The sequence below is a fragment of the Sphingomonas sp. R647 genome (genome assembly GCF_020177055.1).
Classification (GTDB): Bacteria; Pseudomonadota; Alphaproteobacteria; order Sphingomonadales; family Sphingomonadaceae; genus Sphingomonas.
In genome coordinates this window covers 313,795-330,817 of the sequence record NZ_JAIQXT010000002.1, presented here as the reverse complement: position 1 = coordinate 330,817, position 17,023 = coordinate 313,795, and the positions used below count along the sequence as shown (strand labels likewise).

Here is a 17,023-nt window from a genome sequence, read left to right as displayed (position 1 = left end):
CAGGTCAATGGTGCAATTACCGCGTCAGCTTCTTGTACGCCAAACGCGTAGGACGATCCGCAGCATCGCCCAGACGACGCCGCTTGTCTTCCTCATACGCTTCGAAGTTCCCCTCGAACCATTCGACGTGCGAATTGCCCTCGAACGCGAGGATGTGCGTCGCGAGACGATCCAGGAAGAAGCGGTCGTGGCTGATGACGACGGCGCAACCGGCGAAATTCTCGATCGCTTCTTCCAGCGCGCCCAGCGTTTCGACATCGAGGTCGTTAGTCGGTTCGTCGAGCAGCAGTACGTTGCCGCCCTTTTTCAGCATCTTGGCGATGTTGACGCGGTTGCGTTCACCACCCGACAGCTTGCCGACATTCTTCTGCTGGTCCTGGCCCTTGAAGTTGAACGCGCCGACATAGGCGCGGGTCGACTGGTCGTGGCCGTTGACCTTCATGTAATCGAGCCCGTCGGAGATTTCCTCCCAGACATTGTTGGCCGGATTGAGGTGGTCGCGGCTCTGATCGACATAGCCGAGGCGGACCGTGGTCCCCATCTCGATCGTGCCGCTATCCGGCGTTTCCTGCCCGGTGATCAGCTTGAACAGGGTCGACTTACCCGCGCCGTTCGGCCCGATCACCCCGACGATGCCACCTGCGGGCAGCGTGAAGGACAGGTTCTCGAACAGCAGCTTGTCGCCATAGGCCTTGGACACATTGTCGAGTTCGATCACCTTGCCGCCCAGCCGCTCGGGCACCTGGATGACGATCTGGGCCTTGCCCGGCGTGCGCTGCGATTGCGCTTCAACCAGCTGTTCGAACTTCGAGATACGTGCCTTGGACTTGGTCTGGCGGCCCTTCACGCCGGCGCGGATCCACTCCAGCTCGTCCTTGATCGCCTTCTGGCGACCGGTGGCCTCGCGGTCCTCCTGCTCCAGGCGCTTGGCCTTCTTCTCCAGATAGGTCGAGTAGTTGCCCTCGTACGGGAAGTACTTTCCGCGATCGAGCTCGAGGATCCAGTCCACCACATTGTCGAGAAAATAGCGGTCGTGGGTGATCATCAGCACCGCGCCGGCATATTCCTTCAGGTGGTTTTCGAGCCACTTGACGCTTTCGGCGTCGAGATGGTTGGTCGGTTCGTCGAGCAGCAGGATCGACGGCTTCTGGATCAGCAACCGCGTCAGCGCGACGCGGCGCTTCTCACCGCCCGACAGGCTGTCGACGGGCCAGTCGCCCGGCGGGCATCGCAGCGCTTCCATCGCGATCTCGAGCTGGTTGTCGAGGCTCCAGCCATCGACCGCGTCGATCTTGGTCTGAAGATCGCCCATCTCTTCCATCAGCGCGTCGAAATCGGTGTCGTCCTTGGGATCGCCCATTTCAGCGGAGATCGCGTTGAAGCGCTCGACGAGGTCGGCGGTTTCGCGCGCGCCGTCCTTGACGTTCTCCAGCACCGACTTGGTCGGGTCGAGCTGCGGCTCCTGCTCCAGATAGCCGACCGTGATGTTCTCACCCGGCCAGGCTTCACCGGTATAATCCTTGTCGATGCCCGCCATGATCTTGATCAGAGTCGACTTGCCCGCGCCGTTCGGGCCGACGATGCCGATCTTCGCGCCCTGATAAAATTGCAGGCTGATATTGCTCAGCACCGGCTTTTGCGCGCCGGGGAAGGACTTGGTCATGTCCTTCATGACATATGCGTATTGGGCGGCCACTTGTGGTCTCCGTTCGATCGAACTGGTGGGTCGGGATTTGACGCGCGATGTAGCGATGGCGCGCCCTCAAGGCAATCAGCGCAGCCAGCGTACCATTGCGGGATAGACTGGGTCACTTTCCGGCGCGGTCAGCGCGCTGTGCGCCATGCCCGCCGCAACCAGTTCCGGAAGGCCGATATACAAGCCCATTGCATAAGTCTGCGCGAGCCCCGGGCCGCCGCCTTTGTAGCCGCCTTCGTGAAACACGATTGCAGGATCGATCTTGAGTTCGATCGCCGCCGCATAGGACCACGCCATCGCCGCCAGCTCGAGCACACTGTCATCGGGCACTTCGCCACTCCGCGCTGCCGGCTCCAGCACCGCCAGGTGCCCCGCTTCATGCAGGATATCGCCCGGCCATTGCAGCCGCGCACGGTCCACCACCACGCCACCGCCCGTGACCGTGACTGCAGGCAGAAACGAATCGCCCGCGACCGCATCCTCCGTCACCGGAATGCCGATGCCGCGCACGAATGCGATGATCCGATCAAACATCTCTGAATCGCCGTCCATCGCCATGACCTACCCCAGTTTTTGTCGATCGGAAGGGGTTTCGGCCCATGACGAATGCGTTTCGTGACTTTAGGACGGCGTGCATGACGCATCGCCTCACCCGCCTCGCCGCCGCGACCGCCCTGTTCGCGCTCCCCGCCACCGCCTTTGCGCAAGGGATGGACCCGGCCGCGCTTCGCGACGCCGCGCTCAAGGACGATCTGGCCTATGAGATTACCGAAGGTCTGACCACCGAAGTCGGGCCGCGCCTTGCCGGGACCGAGGCTGAAGCGCGCGCGCGCGCCTGGTCGCTCAAGAAGCTGGCCGCGCTCGGCTTCAAGAACGTCCGCAACGAACCGTTCCAGATGAAAACCTGGGTGCGCGGCGCGGAAACGCTGGAGGTGCTCGCCCCCTTCCCCCAGCCGCTCCACCTCACCGCCCTCGGCAATTCGGGTGCCACCAGCGCCAAGGGGCTTGAGGCGGAGATCGTCTATTTCGCCGACCTCGCCGCGCTTAACGCTGCGCCCGATGGCAGCCTTAAGGGCAAGATCGCCTTTGTCAGCCACGGCATGACCCGCACCCAGGACGGGTCGCAATATGGCGCGTTCGGTGCCGCCCGGCGCAGCGGACCGACCGTCGCGGCACGCAAGGGCGCGGCGGCGATCCTGATCCGGTCGATCGGCACCGACTATCACCGCAACCCGCATACGGGCGTCACCAACTTCGCCGATGGCGTGACGCCGATCCCGGCCGCCGCGCTGTCGCTCCCCGATGCCGAGCAGCTCGAACGCATCGTCAAGCGCGGCCAGCCGGTGAAAGTGAAGCTGACCCTCACGCCGCGCCAGATCGGCACCACCGAATCGGGCAATGTCATCGCCGAAGTGCCGGGCAGCGATCCCGCGGCCGGCATGGTAGTCGTCGCCTGCCACCTAGACAGCTGGGATATCGGCACCGGCGCGTTTGATGACGCCACCGGCTGCGGCATCGTCGCTGCGGCAGCGAAGCGGATCATGGACGCGGGGACCCCGCGCCGCACGATCCGCATCCTGTGGGCCGGGGCCGAGGAAGTCGGCGTGTTCGGCGGCAAGGCCTATTTCGACGCGCACAAGGACGAGAACCACGCCCTCGCCGCCGAATCGGACTTTGGCGCGGACCGCGTGTGGCGGGTCGATTTCAAACTGCCCGACAGCGCCAAGGCGGTTGGCGATCGCGTCGCCACCGCGCTCGCGCCACTGGGAATCAGTCGTGGCCGTGAGCGCGCGGGCGGCGGCGCGGACGTCGCCGCGCTGGTCGCGTCCGGCGTTGCGGGGATAGACCTGCAACAGGATGGCAGCCGCTATTTCGACCTCCACCACACCCCCGACGACACGCTTGACAAGGTCGATCCGGTCCAGCTGCGCCAGAACGTCGCGGCATGGACGGCGATGCTTGCGGTCGTCGCGAACGCGCCCGAGGAAATCGGTCCGGTCAAGTGATGCGCTGCACCATTTCGGCTCGCCGCAAACCTTGCTGACAGATGAATTTCCATTGACGGACGCGTAACGGGCGCTATTCCGACTAACTCGCACGGCAATCGGGCCGGGGCGAACCGAAATAGCTTTGCTTGGGAGCAAACGAATGAAGAAGATTCTCATCGTCGCTGCCGCGACCGGCCTGATGTCGCTCGCTGCTTGCAACACGCCTGCCACGAACAACACCGCCGAGAACGTCGCTGCCGGCCTCGAAGAAGCTGCCGACAACATGGAAATGGTTGCTGACAACGCGACCAACGAAGTCGTCGAAGACGCAGCTGAGAACGCTGCTGACAACCTGGAAGCAGCTGCCGACAACGTCGCTGGCTAATCCGGTTCGTTCTTCGCGGGCCCATGCGGTCCGGTAGAATTGAAAGGGCGTCCCTTCGGGGGCGCCCTTTTTTCATGCCCGCTGCCCGGTGTCGTTCGCCGTCTGTCGACGACGAACGGCGGTTGATGGCCGCGAACGGGCCTTGTCGATGCGACATCGATATCCGTCGAAGGGAAATGGCACCCACGCCGCATGGCGCGTAGCTCCGGACCAGCGTTCAGCCCCCGAACGCATAGAACCCAAAGAGGTCCGTGATGTTTGCCAATCTCGCTCGAGCAGTCACCCTTGGTGCCGTTCTGCTCGTCTCGCTTCCCGCTGCTGCCCGCACCGGCAAGTCGATCGAAGTGTCCTATGCCGATCTCAATCTGTCCGCTGTAGCGGGACAGAAGGCGTTCCAACGCCGGATTTCCCGTGCCGCGATGGCAGTGTGCGGTACTGCCGATATGCGCGACCTGGTCGCGACCGGCTATCGCAACCGCTGTGTCGCCACAGCCCTCGAATCGGCCCGCCCCGCCATTGAACTGGCTGTTCGCAACGCCGCCACCCGGCAACTTGCCGCGCGCGATCAAAGTGTCAGAGTAGCTCCCTGACGATTACCTGCCCCGCCTGGCATAGTGCCGGGCGGGGCTTCTTTGTCGGTTTGGGCCAGGGTCTAGCGGGGCGCGAGGATCGCCTTCGCCGCGGCCTGATAGGTACGCCCGATCCGCACGCTTTCGCCATCGGCCAGCTCGGCATGCCAGGCGCCTAGTCCGTCGTGGCGCAGTTTCACGATGCGGTCGCGCCGCACCATCGTCGACCGATGCAGCCGAATGAAGCGCTCCGGGTCCAGCCGTCGCTCCAGGTCCGTGATCGTCTGGTGGATCAGGTAGCTGCGACCAGCCACGGTCAGCCGCATATAGTCGCGCTCGGCATCGACCCGCTCGATTTCAGCAGCGCCGACCCGCACCATTTCCGACCGGTGCGGGACCCAGAATTCCTCGGCCCAGCGCGACGGCGGTTGCGGCGGCTCGCTCGTCCCCCTTCCGATCGCCTCCGCCGCCCGTCCTACTGCCCGCGCAAGCCGCTCGGCGCTGACGGGCTTCAACACATAATCCACCGCCGCGACGTCGAATGCCGCTACCGCATGCTGGTCGAACGCGGTGCAAAAAATCACCGCCGGGCCACCCGGCGCGGTGGCAAGCGATGCCGCCACCGAAATCCCGTCACAATGCGGCATGGCGATGTCGAGCAGCACAAGATCGGGGTGAAGCGCATCGATCATCCGCAACGCCGCCTCGCCATCGACTGCCGTGCCGATCAAGTCGACCTCCGCGATCCCGGCGCACAGTATCTGCATCCGCTCGACCGCAAGCGGCTCGTCATCCACGATCAGTGTACGAATCCGCTTAGCAGCCATGCGCAACCACCGGGATCCGGATTTTCGCGGCGAAGCCGCCTTGCGCGCGTGGACCGGCCGCAAGCGAGGCCGCATCGCCAAACCGCACGTTCAGCCGATCGCGGACGTTGCGCAAGCCGACACAGGTGCCCTTCGTTTCCTGCGCGGCGTCGCCATCGTCGATTACCTCGATCACCAGCTGGAGGCCGTCGATCCACGCGCGGACCAACACCTCCACCGGTCGCCGCGCCGGGGCAACACCGTGCTTGATCGCATTCTCGACCAGCGGTTGAAGCAAGAGGCCGGGGATACAGGCGCGCTCGGCCTCCGGCGCGATGTCGAACACGCTGCGCAACCGCTGGGGGTATCGAACCGCCTCAATCTCAAGGTACAGGCGCTGCAAGGCAATCTCGTCGGCGAGTGGCACGTCTTCCGTCGGCTCGGCGGCGAGGCTGGTACGGAAGAAGGTCGATAGGTTGAGGATCATCGCCTCCGCATCTGCGTGGCGGCCGCTCATCACCAGTGACGAAATGGAATTGAGCGCGTTGAACAGAAAATGCGGATTCACCTGATACCGCAACGCGCGCAGCTCCGCCGTTTGTGCCGCAGCGCGCAACCGCGCCCCCTCCCGTTCGGATGCGCGCACCGCGCCGGCATAGGACAGTGCCAGATAGAGCACGGCCCATGAGGTAATGAAGAAATACCAGTGGATCGCGTTCTCCGCGATCATATGGCCTGGCCCCTTCTCGATCTTCTTCACCACCTCCGCCTTTGCCGTTGGCGGACCCGGGGCAGGCTCGTGCGGCGTTGGATCATAGACGTAGAAGGACAGGTAGTTGACGCTTGAATAGGCGGTCGCCGCCACGATCGAGAACAGGAACGCCGCCGCAACCCGGATTCGCAGGCTGCGCTGTTCCAGCGGGCGCAGCGCGCGATAGAGCAGATAGGTGAAGCCCACCCCGAACAGCGATACCCAGGCGCGGTTGTCGAGCATGTCCAGATGCCCGGAATAATCCATGATCCACGCGCGCAGCGTCACGCTGGCAAAGTAAAACGCCCAGAACCCGATGATCGATAGCACCGCGACGCGCGGCGACACCGTGAATCGCGATGACAGCGCGTGGGCGGGATCGGACATTTCTGAACCTAACGCGCTCGACCGCCAACAAACCACTCACGACAGCCCCGCTTGTCGAAGCGGATCGACCTTTAGTCGAAAACGGGGCCTTTGCGCGCTATTCGGGCGCGGTCGCGTCGATCGGCGGCTGCCCCTTCATCGACCGGGCGACCGCCTCGGCCCGCTCCATGACGCGCAGCACATTGCCCTGCGCCAGCTTGGCCAGATCGGCATCGCTCCAGCCGCGCCGTGCCAGCTCGGCAAACAGCAACGGATAGCTGTCGACACCCTTCATCTGCACCGGCCCGGTGCCGCTGATCCCGTCATAATCCCCGCCGATGCCAACATGGTCGCGCCCAGCGATCTTGGCGACATGATCGACATGATCGGCAACGTGCGCGACGCTGACCACCGGTTCGGGGTTGGCCTGCTCCCACTCCGCCAGCACTGCGGGGGTCTGGCCGCCATAGAGATTCGCCGGCACGCCGCGTTCCTTGGCAAAGTCGGTGCGCTTGCGGTCCCACGCGCTCCACTCCTGCGACAGAAATCCGGGGTAGAAGGCGATCATCACCACCCCGCCATTCTTCGCGATCCCGCGCAGCAGCGCGTCGGGGACGTTCCGCGGCCGGTCGGTCACCGCGCGCGCAGAAGAGTGCGATGCGATCACCGGCGCTTTCGACACTTCGAACACCGCCGCCATCGTCGCGTCGGAGACATGGCTGACATCGACCAGCATCCCCAGCCGGTTCATCTCGGCGACCACCTGCCGTCCGAAGGGCGACAAGCCGTTGGCGCGCGGTGCATCGGTCGACGAATCCGCCCAGCTCAGGCTCCTGCCATGGGTCAGCGTCATGTATCCGACGCCCAGCTCATGGAACTGGCGCAGTACCGCCAGCCGCCCGTCAATCTGGTGCCCGCCTTCGACCCCGATCAGCGACGCGACCCTGCCCTGCCGCGAAATGCGCCGCACATCGGCGACCGTGCGCGCCATCGCGAAGTCCTGCGGGTAGCGATTAACGATCCGGCGGACGATGTCGATCTGCTCGATCGTCGCCTCCACCGCCTTTGGCCCGGTCATGCTCGCCGGGATATACACCGACCAGAATTGTCCGCCGACCTTGCCCTTGCGCAGCCGTGGAATGTCGGTCTGGAGCGGATTGGCGAGCGACGCCGTATCGGCACCCAGTTCCACGCCCTCGACCCGGGACTCGTGCGAACTGCGGAGCTCCCATGGCAGGTCGTTGTGCCCGTCAATCACCGGGGCACGGGACAGCACCTTGTCGACCCGCTTTTGTGTCGCGGAGTCGGGTGCGGGGGGCAGCTGCGCCTGACCGGCGAGCAGCAGCAACGAAGCGAGGGTCAACATCGACATGGCCCCAGCCTAGCGCGGCGGGCCAGCGATGAAAGGGCAATCAGGTCAGAGCCGCTCCACCGCGCGCTCGATTTTGCGCAGCACCGCGCGGTCGCCCGCAGGCGCATCCGCCGCATCCTGTGCCAGCGCCATCAGCCGGATCGCGCCAAAGCTTGCCGCCAGCCCCTTGAGCCGCAGCGCGGCACCGCGCCACGCCTCGGGATCATCGGCCTTGGCCAGCCCGTCCAGCGCGCGCTTTGCGCTTTCGAGGAACGCCCCGCGAAGCTCCGCGATCAGGCCGGGCTCATCGCCCACCGCCGCCGCCAGAGTCGCATCGATTGCACCGGGATCATACGCCATGCCCGACCCTAGATTCCACGTGCTTAATGAGTGGTTTCACAATGCTAGGCGGCGATGGGGCGATTGTGCTAAACCGGGACAATGAACGGGGGAACGAACAAGATCGGACCGCGTCCGCTTGACGACGAGGACGACGAACTGCTGCTCGTCGAAGAGGCGGGTGAGCCCTTGGCAGCCGCGCCCGAAACGGCGCTTCAGTCCGAAGAGGAGCCGCCGCGCGTGCGCAGCGCATGGCTCGCGGCGACCTTCGCCTTCGGGCTGGTGCTGGCATGGATCGGCGTCGCCGGCTGGCTGCTCCAGCCGGTCTTCGCCGCCCCGCCCCCGCCCGCTGACCTCATCCAGCTGATCGCAGCCTTGTGCATCCCGCCCGCGCTGATCGGCATCCTGTGGCTGCTCCTCCGCCGCAGCAGCACCGCCGAGGCCCGCCGGTTCGGCGACACTGCCCGCGCGATGCGTGCCGAGGCCGCGAGCCTCGAGCGTGTCGTCGCCACGCTGTCGCGCAAGATCGAAGCGAACCGCGCTGAACTCGCCGACCAGACCACCGCGCTTATGGCGATGGGCGACCGGGCAGCCGAACGGCTTCAGGCGATCTCCAACGGCATGGCCGCCGAGGCGCGCGCCGTGTCCGACAGCGCGCAGAAGTTGGTCGATAGCGGTGCCTCTGCCGAGAAGAGTGTCGGCATCGTCCTCGCGTCACTGCCGCGCGCGCATGAGGAAATGACCGGCATGGCCGCGACGCTCGATGCGGCGGGCATGAAGGCGAGCGAACACGCCTCGGCGCTCGACGCGCAACTCGTTGCACTCGGCGAACGCGGGCGCGAGGCGGACAGCATCGCCGGCGGCGCCGCCCAGCGGCTCGCCGCACACATCTCCCGGATGGAAGCGACCAGCGAATCCGCCGGCACCCGGCTTGAAGGCGTCGCCGCCAGCATGTCCGAAACGGTCGACGCCATGCTCGACCGCGCCGCCGCTGCGGTGGACGAGGCGCGCAAGGGCATCGCCGCACAGGGCGAAGCGATGCTCGCCATGCTCGCCGCCAATCAGGCCTCGCTCGACAAGGCCGGGCGCGACAGCATCGACACCGTCGGCACCCGGATCGGCGAGGTCGAAGAGACGATCGGTCGCATCGCCGACCGGCTGGGCGAAGAGCAGACGCGAGTCGATATCCTGCTCGCCTCAGTCACCGGCGGCATCGCCCAGGCCGATGGCCAGTTGGCGTCGCTGCACAGCCACGGCATGGAGCGCACCCAGGCGCTGTCCGCCTCAATCAGCGCGCTCGACAGCTCGGCCAGTGCGATGAGTGCGACGCTGCGCGATGGCGACGAAACCGCGCGCCGCGTGATCGCGACTGCCGAAGAGCTGCTGACCGCGCTCGATGCCTCGGCGCGCGAGATGGACGAGACGATGCCCGAGGCGCTGGTGCGACTCGAACAGCGGATCGGCGCGACCCGTGGCGTCATCGCCGCGTCGAAGCCCGAACTGCTCGCGCTCGTCACCGCCGCCGAAAGCACCCACGACGCGATTGAGGCCATCGCCGATGTCGTGCGCACGCAGCGCGACATGCTCGCCAAGACGCAGGCGGCGCTGCTCGATTCGCTGGAGGATGGTCAGGCCAAGACCGCGCAGCTTGAGGATGTGGTCGACCGCGCCATCGCCAATGCCCGCCGCTTCGCCGAAGAGGCCGCGCCCGAGCTGGTCGATGCGCTGCTCCGCATCCGCGAAACCGCCAACGCTGCGTCGGATCAGGCCCGCGTCGCGCTCGCCAGCCTCGTCCCCGAAGCGACCCGCCAACTCGAGGAGGCGGGCTCCGCCGCGCTGCGCCGCGCACTCGACGCCAGCGTCCGCACCCAGCTGATCGAACTGGGCGAAGTGACCCAGGGCGCGGTCAATGCCGCCGCCCGCGCCAGCGAACGGCTCGCCCACCAGATGCTGTCGATCAACGACGCATCGGCCCAGGTCGAAGCACGCATCGACGAAGCCCGTGCCGAACGCGAAAACGCCGACCGCGACAATTTCGCGCGTCGGGTGTCGCTGCTGGTCGAAGCGCTCAACTCGGCCTCGATCGACATCTCCAAGGCGTTCGCGCACGAAGTGTCGGACAGCGCCTGGGCGGCGTATCTGAAGGGTGACCGCGGCGTCTTCACCCGCCGCGCCGTCCGCCTGCTCGACAGCGGTCAGGCGCGCGAAGTCTCATCGCTGTACGAGGGCGATCCCGACTTCCGCGAGCAGGTCAATCGCTACATCCACGATTTCGAAGCGATGCTGCGTCAGGTCCTCGCCCTGCGCGACGGCGCCCCGCTGGGCGTGACGCTGCTCTCGTCCGACATGGGCAAGCTCTACGTCGCGCTGGCCCAGGCGATCGAACGGCTGCGGGGCTGACGCCTTTCGGACGGGCCGCTTCAGCCGCACTCAATCCTCCCCCTGGGGGAGGATAAGTAACTACTCCTTCACTGCCGCCTGCACCTTCATCGCAAACGCCATCCGCGCCGCCGACAAATCGCGGTCGCTCGCACGCGGCCACGCAGCGCTGGTGACCATCACTAGCTTGTTCGCCGGATCGACAATGATCGATTGCCCAAAAATGCCCTGCGCCGCGAACACACCGCCCGCTGGCACCCACCATTGATAGCCATAGCCGCCGCCGGGGAAGGTCACCTGCGCCTTGGTTGCGTCCGCAAACCAGCCGGCGGGCACGACGCCCTTGCCGCCCTCCAGCGCCATCTGCCCGATCCGCCCATAATCGCGCAGCGACACCGACAGGCAGCATCCCGACACTTCAGCCCCGGTCTGATCGGTCATCCAGAACGCATCACGCTCCATGCCGTATGGCTTCCAGATCTTCTCTTCGAGATAGGCCGAGAGCGACTTGCCCGTCGCCCGGCGCACCAGCACGCCGATCAGATTGGTCTCGCCCGTCTTGTAGACGAACTTGACCCCGGGATCGCTCTCCCGCGGTAGTTTGCGCATGTAGAAGACGGTCGGGTCCACCCCGGCGGGCACCGCCTCGGCGAACATCCGCGCAACGTCGCTATTGGGGTTGGTGTAATCCTCGTTCCACTTCACCCCCGACGTCATCGTCAGCAGCTGGCGGATCGACACCCCGTCATAGCCAGCACCGGCAAGGTCCGGGATATAGCGCGTCACGGGATCGTCGATCGACTTGATATACCCGTCCTTGATCGCCGCCCCAACCAAAGTCGACGTCACCGACTTGGCCACCGAAAAGCTGGTCCAGCGCCCGTCCGGCCCATAGCCGCGCGCGTAACGCTCCAGCCGCACCTTGCCATCCTGCAGCACCAGCAGCCCGGTGATATTCTGCGCGGCCATGAATGCCGACACGTCCGCCTCGGCGATCGGCAATGGCGCGCCCTTTGGCAGCGCGCGGACCTTGCGCCCGGCGCGGGCAGTGGTGCCCGGGAAGACCTTCTCCATCGCCGGGAAGTTGCGGTACCGCTCCTCCTGCGACCAGAACAGTATAGCGGCACCGACCTGACGCAGCTTCGCGACATCGTGCGGAGCGGCTTGAGTGGCGGGCGGCGGCGTCCCTGCTCCTGCTGCGCAGCTCGCCAATGCCAGCGCGCCCAGCGCGACTCCAAATGCCCGCATCATCGCTCTCCCTCAGTCTTTTATCAGCGTGACCTGCGCGACATGGATGCCCCCGCCGCGAAACCCGCCTTCGCAATACATCAGGTAATAGCGCCACAGATCGACGAAATGGGAATCAAATTCTGCGGGCAGTCGCCCCTCCGCCACCGCCGCATCGAACGCCTCGCGCCATATCTTTAGCGTGTCGGCATAATCGACGCCGAAATTCTGCTGATCGCTCCAGCGCAATCCCTGCGCCTGCGCAATCGCGCGGAACCGGCTCTCAGAAAGCAGCATCCCGCCCGGAAACACATAGGCCTGAATGAAATCGACATTGCGCGCATAGGCGTTGAAGATCGCATCATCGATCGCGATATACTGGATCGCCGCGCGCCCGCCGGGCTTCAGCACCCGCGCGATCGTCGCCAGATAGGCAGGCCAGTAATCCTGCCCCACCGCTTCGACCATCTCGATACTCGCCACCGCGTCGAACACGCCCGTCACGTCGCGATAATCGGTCAAGCCAACGGTGACGCCCTTCAGCCCCGCCCGCGCCATCCGCGCCTCGACATAGGCTTTCTGCTCCGCCGACAGCGTAATGCCGTGCACCTGTCGCCCGCCGCGCGCGGCGAGTTCGGCGAAAGATCCCCAGCCGCACCCGATTTCAAGGATCCGGTCGCCCGGCGCAGTCCCGGTCCGCTCCAACACCGCCGCCAGCTTCGCCGCCTGCCCCTGCGCCAGCGACACCACGCCCGGCGCGAACAGCGCGCTCGAATAGGTCATGCTCGCGTCCAGCCACGGCGCGTAGAAGTCATTCCCCAGATCGTAATGATAGGCGATGTTGCGGCGCGAACCCTTGCGCGAATTGCGCTGGAACCAGTGCCACGCGCGCTTGGCGATCCGCCCCACGCCCCCCGCGCGTCCTGCATCGCCCAACGTTGCGCGGTTGCGCACGAACAGGTCGAACAGCGGCACCGGATCGGGGCTGGTCCACTCACCCGCCGCCCACGCCTCATACCAGCCCGCTGACCCGCCGGTCGCCAGTCGCCACAATGCGCGCCAGCTGCGGATCACCACCACCGCCTCCGGCCCCGGCGCCCGCCCGCCCAGCCGACGCTGCATGCCGCCGGGCAAAGTCGCCGCAATCGCGCCCTCGGCCAGCCCCGCATCGATCCGGTCGAGCAGGCGGTGGAGCCACGGCTCGGCAATTCCCGCAATCATCGCGCCGACCGCGCCACGGAGGTTCGATCCGTCACGACGGCCACGGTTGCGGGTACTGGTCTGGGTCACGCGCGCAACAACCATGCGAACCGCGAGTCGGGCAAGGTGCAATTGGCGGGATTAAATCCCCCGCACCGCCGCCAGCGCCCGCTCGCGCGCTTCGCGATGCCCTATGATCTTGCGCGGATAGTCGCTTGGCCGCCGCCCATGCTCCTCCGGATCGTGGATCACATCGTCATGCAGCCGTGCCAGCTCGGGCACCCACTCACGAATATAGCCCGCCGCATCGAACTTATCCGACTGCGACAGCGGCGCCATGATCCGCACGAACATGTTCGAATCGATGCCCGTCCCCGACACCCATTGCCAATTGACCGCATTGCTCGCGTAATCGGCGTCGACCAGCGTATCCCAGAACCAGCGCTCGCCCTCGCGCCAGTCGATCAGCAGATGCTTGATCAGGAAACTCGCCGCGATCATCCGCACGCGGTTGTGCATCCACCCGGTCGCCCACAGCTGCCGCATCCCGGCATCGACGATCGGATAGCCGGTCCGCCCCTTCGTCCAGGCCTCGAAATCCGCGCGGACTGCGGCAGACCCGGTGTCACGCCACGGGATCGCGTCGAACTTCTCCCGCGCATTCTTGGCGGCATAGTCAGGGAATTGCAGGATCACATTCTGCGCATAATCACGCCAACCGATCTCGCTCAGAAACACATCGACCGACCCGCCCGCATCGGCGACCCGGTGCCAGATCGTGGCGGGCGAGACCTCGCCGAAATGCAGATGCGGGCTCAGCCGCGAGCTGCCCTCGATCGACGGCAGGTTGCGCGTGCGGTCATAATCCGCCGCCTTGTCAACGAACGCATCGACCCGCTTGCGCGCGCCCGCCTCGCCCGGATCCCACTCAGCAAAGCCCGTCGCCCAGTCAGGCTTCGTCGGCAATAGCCCCCAATCATCCAGCCGGTCCGACTTCGGCCAACTCGACGGTGCGGGTATCTCGCGCGGCCGGTTTGCGGCGGCAGCGGGCGGCATCCGCCCCTGCAATGCGCGCCAGAACGGCGTGAAAATCTTGTATGGCTCCCCCGCACCGGTCGTCACCGACCCCGGCGGCGCGAGATAGTTTCCGTCATGGCACACCAGCTCCAGCCGCTTGGCCACCGCCCGCTCGGCATTGCGCCACCATGGCTCGTAGTGACGCAGGCAATGCACGCGCCGCGTCCCGACTTCCTCGGCCAGCGCCGCCAGTACCTCGTCCGACTTGCCCCGCTTCAGGATCAGCCGCGATCCCTTCTCTCGCAACGCTGCATCGAGGCTGGCCAGGCTATGGTGCAGCCACCAGCGCGACGCCCCGCCCATCGCGCGATGCTTGGGCGTCTCGTCGTCGAGGATGTAGACCGGCACCACCGGCCCCTCGCCCGCCGCAGCAATCAGCGCCGCCTGATCGGACAATCTCAGGTCACGGCGAAACCACAGGATGCTCGTCATTCAGTTTCCCTGTCGGGCGGGATGCGGACGCTGAATCGTCCGCGCGCCAGTTCGTTGCCGAACCGCTGATCCCCGATCACGATGCTGCCGTCACCCTGTCTCTCGGTGTAGGGCATGCGCGACCAGAACAGGAAAGCGCGCACCTCCGGATCGCGCGCCGCCGCCGCCGCGATGCGCGGATCGTCCATCCCGATCGGCAGCGGCCCGCGCTCCGGCTCGGCGAATAGGCTGGGCAATAGCCCGCCGGTCAGGTTGAGCGACCCGCTCCCGCGCTGTCCTTGGCCGCGCCACAGCGTCTCGCGCTGCCAGAAGGCGATCGGCATCGGATTGGCGACGACCAGTTCGGGCGTGATGCCATAGTCGGCCCGTACCCGCTCCGCCGTCCGCGCTTCGGCGAAACCCGTCAGAACACCATTGCCCAGAATATAGGCGCTCACCGCCGCCACCACGATCCCGCCGCGCCGCCGCCAGTTACCCCCGCGCCGCTCCGCCCGGCGCGACCACAGAAACCCGCCGATCAGCATCGCCCACATCCACACATCGATGATGAAGATGCTGTCGCCATAGAACCAACGCGACGAAAACGGCTCGAGCAGGCGAACGCCATAGCTGTTGAGCCAGTCGAACGCCGGATGGCTGAGGGTGCCGATCAACGCCAGCAGCAACAGATGCCATGGCCGCACCGGCGCGCGCGCCTCAGGCCGCTTGCCCCGCCGCGTTTGCCACCGGTCGAACCCGACCATGATCGCGGTCAACAACACCGGCAGCACCAGCATCGCGATCGGCCCATGCGTCAGCCCGCGCCGCATCTCCAGCGACTGGATGCCATAGACGGTGCAGGCCGCGTCCAGATCGGGAATGTTCGCCGCGATGATCAGCGTCGGCATGCCAAGGCCCGACAGCTTCTTGAGCCCCGCCTGCCCCAGCGCAGCACCGATCATGCTATGAGTTAGGTTATCCATAAGGCAGGTGCCCTATGCTTCGCGCGGTTCCTTGTCGACCTGCCAGGTCTGGCCCTTGCTGACGAGCTTTTGCAGGTCTGGAACCTTGCCCTCACTCGCCGCCCGGTTCTGGGCCACCACCGCGCTTTCGAACGTCGGCGCGGGATCGTCATAAATCACGCCCAGCGCCATCGGGAACGGCCCGAACGGCATCTCGACCAGCATATGCGCAAGCCCGCGATTGGTCTGGTCGTGCACCACCACGCCCGACACATCGCCATCGACAATGTCGATCACCTTGAGCGTCAGTCGCTCGACATCCAGCGCCAGCCCCTTGGTCCCGCCCGCAAACACCAGCGGCTTGCCATGCTCGACCCACAATTGGTGCCCGGCATTGGCCTTGTCCACGAACGACGCGAACACATCGGCGTTATAGACGATGCAGTTCTGGAAAATCTCGACGAACGCCGCGCCCTTATGCGCGTGCGCCGCCTTCAGCACCACGGGAAGATTCTTGTTCACATCGATCCCGCGCGCAATGAACCGCGCGCCCGACCCAAGCGCGAACGCGCACGGCTTGGCCGGGTGATCGACCGACCCGAACGGCGTGGAGGGCGAGCGCGTCCCTTCCCGGCTGGTCGGCGAATATTGCCCCTTGGTCAGGCCGTAAATCTCGTTGTTGAACAACAGGATCTGGCAATCGAGGTTACGACGCAGCAGGTGCATCGTGTGGTTCCCGCCGATGCTCAAGCCATCGCCGTCCCCGGTGATGATCCAGACGTCCAGGTCCGGATTGGCCAGCTTCACCCCCGTCGCCACCGCCGGCGCGCGGCCATGGATGGTGTGGAAGCCATAGGTTTCCATATAATAGGGGAAGCGCGACGAGCAGCCGATACCGCTGACGAACACGGTGTTCTCCGGCGTCGCACCGATCTCCGGCATCGTCCGCTGCACCGCCTTCAGGATCGCATAGTCACCGCAGCCGGGACACCAGCGGACCTCCTGATCGGTCTCCCAATCCTTCGGCGTCGACGGGCGGATGGTGGTGATCTCGTTCATGCTTCTGCCTTCACGCGGATCGGAAGCGCCAGCGCAATGCCCAGCGCGACGCCTCCCAAATAGGTTACTAGAATGTACGAATTTGCGCCGCCGCTCACAGTGCGCCAGCCGCTGATAGGCGACCAACGTACAGCGATCAGATCAGGCGCGAGTTGCGCCATCGCCACTAGCGCGCAACCTGCCACGGCGACCAGTGCCTTGATGACGAGCATGAAGCGCGCTTTGTGACGCGACGAAAGCGCCCACTTAGCCTGAAAATTCGGAATGTTCGCGCGGAGCGCAACGGCACCGATAGCGAACCCCAAAAGAGTGGAGACGTCGTCCCGTCCCAGTACCAGATAGCTGAACACGCCACCGGCGATAACTGCCACAAATGGCCACAGCAGAGGCGCTCCTTCTACTGATCCATTTGGCTCAGACATTACGGTCCCTCATAGCGGCCAGCACTGGTGTTCAT

Annotated in this window: 16 protein-coding genes; 4 read left to right on the top strand and 12 right to left on the bottom strand. The window is 65.7% G+C overall.

Annotated elements, in window-relative coordinates; translation table 11 throughout:
* Positions 1–16: 16 nt before the first annotated feature.
* On the bottom strand, positions 17–1,696 hold the full coding sequence (ettA, locus tag K9B35_RS05465) for an energy-dependent translational throttle protein EttA (protein WP_224920799.1): 1,680 nt from the start codon (positions 1,694–1,696) through the stop codon (positions 17–19).
* Positions 1,697–1,771: 75 nt separating this feature from the next.
* Positions 1,772–2,230: a hypothetical protein gene (locus K9B35_RS05460; protein ID WP_224920798.1), complete on the bottom strand. Its 459-nt coding sequence runs from the start codon at positions 2,228–2,230 to the stop codon at positions 1,772–1,774.
* Positions 2,231–2,331: 101 nt separating this feature from the next.
* Here K9B35_RS05460 and K9B35_RS05455 point away from each other — a divergent pair, with 101 nt between their 5' ends.
* From K9B35_RS05455 to K9B35_RS05445, 3 genes are all read left to right on the top strand, one after another.
* Complete coding sequence (locus K9B35_RS05455) at positions 2,332–3,702, top strand: M28 family peptidase (RefSeq protein WP_224920797.1); 1,371 nt, start codon at positions 2,332–2,334, stop codon at positions 3,700–3,702.
* A gap of 142 nt (positions 3,703–3,844) precedes the next feature.
* A complete protein-coding gene (locus K9B35_RS05450; RefSeq protein ID WP_224920796.1) occupies positions 3,845–4,069 on the top strand; it encodes a hypothetical protein in 225 nt (74 codons plus the stop codon).
* 254 nt (positions 4,070–4,323) lie between these two features.
* Positions 4,324–4,659: a UrcA family protein gene (locus K9B35_RS05445; protein WP_224920795.1), complete on the top strand. Its 336-nt coding sequence runs from the start codon at positions 4,324–4,326 to the stop codon at positions 4,657–4,659.
* Between the two features lie 62 nt (positions 4,660–4,721).
* On the opposite strand, the gene K9B35_RS05440 is transcribed toward K9B35_RS05445, so the two are convergent.
* The 4 genes from K9B35_RS05440 to K9B35_RS05425 form a co-directional block, all read right to left on the bottom strand.
* On the bottom strand, positions 4,722–5,465 hold the full coding sequence (locus tag K9B35_RS05440; protein ID WP_224920794.1) for a LytR/AlgR family response regulator transcription factor: 744 nt from the start codon (positions 5,463–5,465) through the stop codon (positions 4,722–4,724).
* Complete coding sequence (locus K9B35_RS05435; RefSeq protein ID WP_224920793.1) at positions 5,455–6,582, bottom strand: sensor histidine kinase; 1,128 nt, start codon at positions 6,580–6,582, stop codon at positions 5,455–5,457. The genes K9B35_RS05440 and K9B35_RS05435 overlap by 11 nt, the downstream gene beginning before the upstream one ends.
* Before the next feature lie 97 nt (positions 6,583–6,679).
* On the bottom strand, positions 6,680–7,933 hold the full coding sequence (locus K9B35_RS05430) for a dipeptidase (RefSeq protein ID WP_224920792.1): 1,254 nt from the start codon (positions 7,931–7,933) through the stop codon (positions 6,680–6,682).
* 45 nt (positions 7,934–7,978) lie between these two features.
* Positions 7,979–8,272, bottom strand: a complete 294-nt coding sequence (locus tag K9B35_RS05425; protein ID WP_224920791.1) for an Hpt domain-containing protein — start codon at positions 8,270–8,272, stop codon at positions 7,979–7,981.
* An 81-nt stretch (positions 8,273–8,353) separates the two neighbouring features.
* Between K9B35_RS05425 and K9B35_RS05420 the strand changes: the two genes are divergently transcribed.
* Entirely contained in the window at positions 8,354–10,651 is a 2,298-nt protein-coding gene (locus K9B35_RS05420) for a hypothetical protein (RefSeq protein ID WP_224920790.1), read from the top strand.
* A 60-nt stretch (positions 10,652–10,711) separates the two neighbouring features.
* Here the strand turns inward: K9B35_RS05420 and K9B35_RS05415 are convergent, their stop codons facing one another.
* From K9B35_RS05415 to K9B35_RS05390, 6 genes are all read right to left on the bottom strand, one after another.
* Entirely contained in the window at positions 10,712–11,878 is a 1,167-nt protein-coding gene (locus K9B35_RS05415; protein WP_224920789.1) for a serine hydrolase domain-containing protein, read from the bottom strand.
* A gap of 12 nt (positions 11,879–11,890) precedes the next feature.
* The gene (locus K9B35_RS05410) at positions 11,891–13,078 is read right to left on the bottom strand and encodes an SAM-dependent methyltransferase (RefSeq protein WP_224921109.1); all 1,188 of its coding nucleotides are present in this window, start codon (positions 13,076–13,078) and stop codon (positions 11,891–11,893) included.
* 120 nt (positions 13,079–13,198) lie between these two features.
* On the bottom strand, positions 13,199–14,566 hold the full coding sequence (locus K9B35_RS05405) for a cryptochrome/photolyase family protein (RefSeq protein WP_224920788.1): 1,368 nt from the start codon (positions 14,564–14,566) through the stop codon (positions 13,199–13,201).
* Positions 14,563–15,528: a metal-dependent hydrolase gene (locus K9B35_RS05400; protein WP_224920787.1), complete on the bottom strand. Its 966-nt coding sequence runs from the start codon at positions 15,526–15,528 to the stop codon at positions 14,563–14,565. The genes K9B35_RS05405 and K9B35_RS05400 overlap by 4 nt, the downstream gene beginning before the upstream one ends.
* A 12-nt stretch (positions 15,529–15,540) precedes the next feature.
* Positions 15,541–16,566 carry a 2-oxoacid:ferredoxin oxidoreductase subunit beta gene (locus K9B35_RS05395; RefSeq protein WP_224920786.1) on the bottom strand — a complete coding sequence of 342 codons (1,026 nt, stop codon included), beginning with the start codon at positions 16,564–16,566 and terminating at the stop codon, positions 15,541–15,543.
* Positions 16,563–16,988 (bottom strand): hypothetical protein, encoded by a 426-nt coding sequence (locus K9B35_RS05390; protein ID WP_224920785.1) that lies wholly within the window; start codon positions 16,986–16,988, stop codon positions 16,563–16,565. Before K9B35_RS05390 ends, K9B35_RS05395 begins: the two co-directional genes overlap by 4 nt.
* Positions 16,989–17,023 lie beyond the last annotated feature (35 nt).

Coding starts and splice junctions, on each gene's coding strand:
- K9B35_RS05450 (WP_224920796.1), top strand. CDS start 3,845: ATGAAGAAGATTCTCATCGTCGCTGCCGCGACCGGCCTGATGTCGCTC.
- K9B35_RS05430 (WP_224920792.1), bottom strand. CDS start 7,933: ATGTCGATGTTGACCCTCGCTTCGTTGCTGCTGCTCGCCGGTCAGGCG.
- K9B35_RS05390 (WP_224920785.1), bottom strand. CDS start 16,988: ATGTCTGAGCCAAATGGATCAGTAGAAGGAGCGCCTCTGCTGTGGCCA.
- K9B35_RS05460 (WP_224920798.1), bottom strand. CDS start 2,230: ATGTTTGATCGGATCATCGCATTCGTGCGCGGCATCGGCATTCCGGTG.
- K9B35_RS05415 (WP_224920789.1), bottom strand. CDS start 11,878: ATGCGGGCATTTGGAGTCGCGCTGGGCGCGCTGGCATTGGCGAGCTGC.
- K9B35_RS05455 (WP_224920797.1), top strand. CDS start 2,332: ATGACGCATCGCCTCACCCGCCTCGCCGCCGCGACCGCCCTGTTCGCG.
- K9B35_RS05400 (WP_224920787.1), bottom strand. CDS start 15,528: ATGGATAACCTAACTCATAGCATGATCGGTGCTGCGCTGGGGCAGGCG.
- K9B35_RS05395 (WP_224920786.1), bottom strand. CDS start 16,566: ATGAACGAGATCACCACCATCCGCCCGTCGACGCCGAAGGATTGGGAG.
- K9B35_RS05405 (WP_224920788.1), bottom strand. CDS start 14,566: ATGACGAGCATCCTGTGGTTTCGCCGTGACCTGAGATTGTCCGATCAG.
- K9B35_RS05445 (WP_224920795.1), top strand. CDS start 4,324: ATGTTTGCCAATCTCGCTCGAGCAGTCACCCTTGGTGCCGTTCTGCTC.
- K9B35_RS05420 (WP_224920790.1), top strand. CDS start 8,354: ATGAACGGGGGAACGAACAAGATCGGACCGCGTCCGCTTGACGACGAG.
- K9B35_RS05435 (WP_224920793.1), bottom strand. CDS start 6,582: ATGTCCGATCCCGCCCACGCGCTGTCATCGCGATTCACGGTGTCGCCG.
- K9B35_RS05410 (WP_224921109.1), bottom strand. CDS start 13,078: ATGATTGCGGGAATTGCCGAGCCGTGGCTCCACCGCCTGCTCGACCGG.
- K9B35_RS05425 (WP_224920791.1), bottom strand. CDS start 8,272: ATGGCGTATGATCCCGGTGCAATCGATGCGACTCTGGCGGCGGCGGTG.
- K9B35_RS05440 (WP_224920794.1), bottom strand. CDS start 5,465: ATGGCTGCTAAGCGGATTCGTACACTGATCGTGGATGACGAGCCGCTT.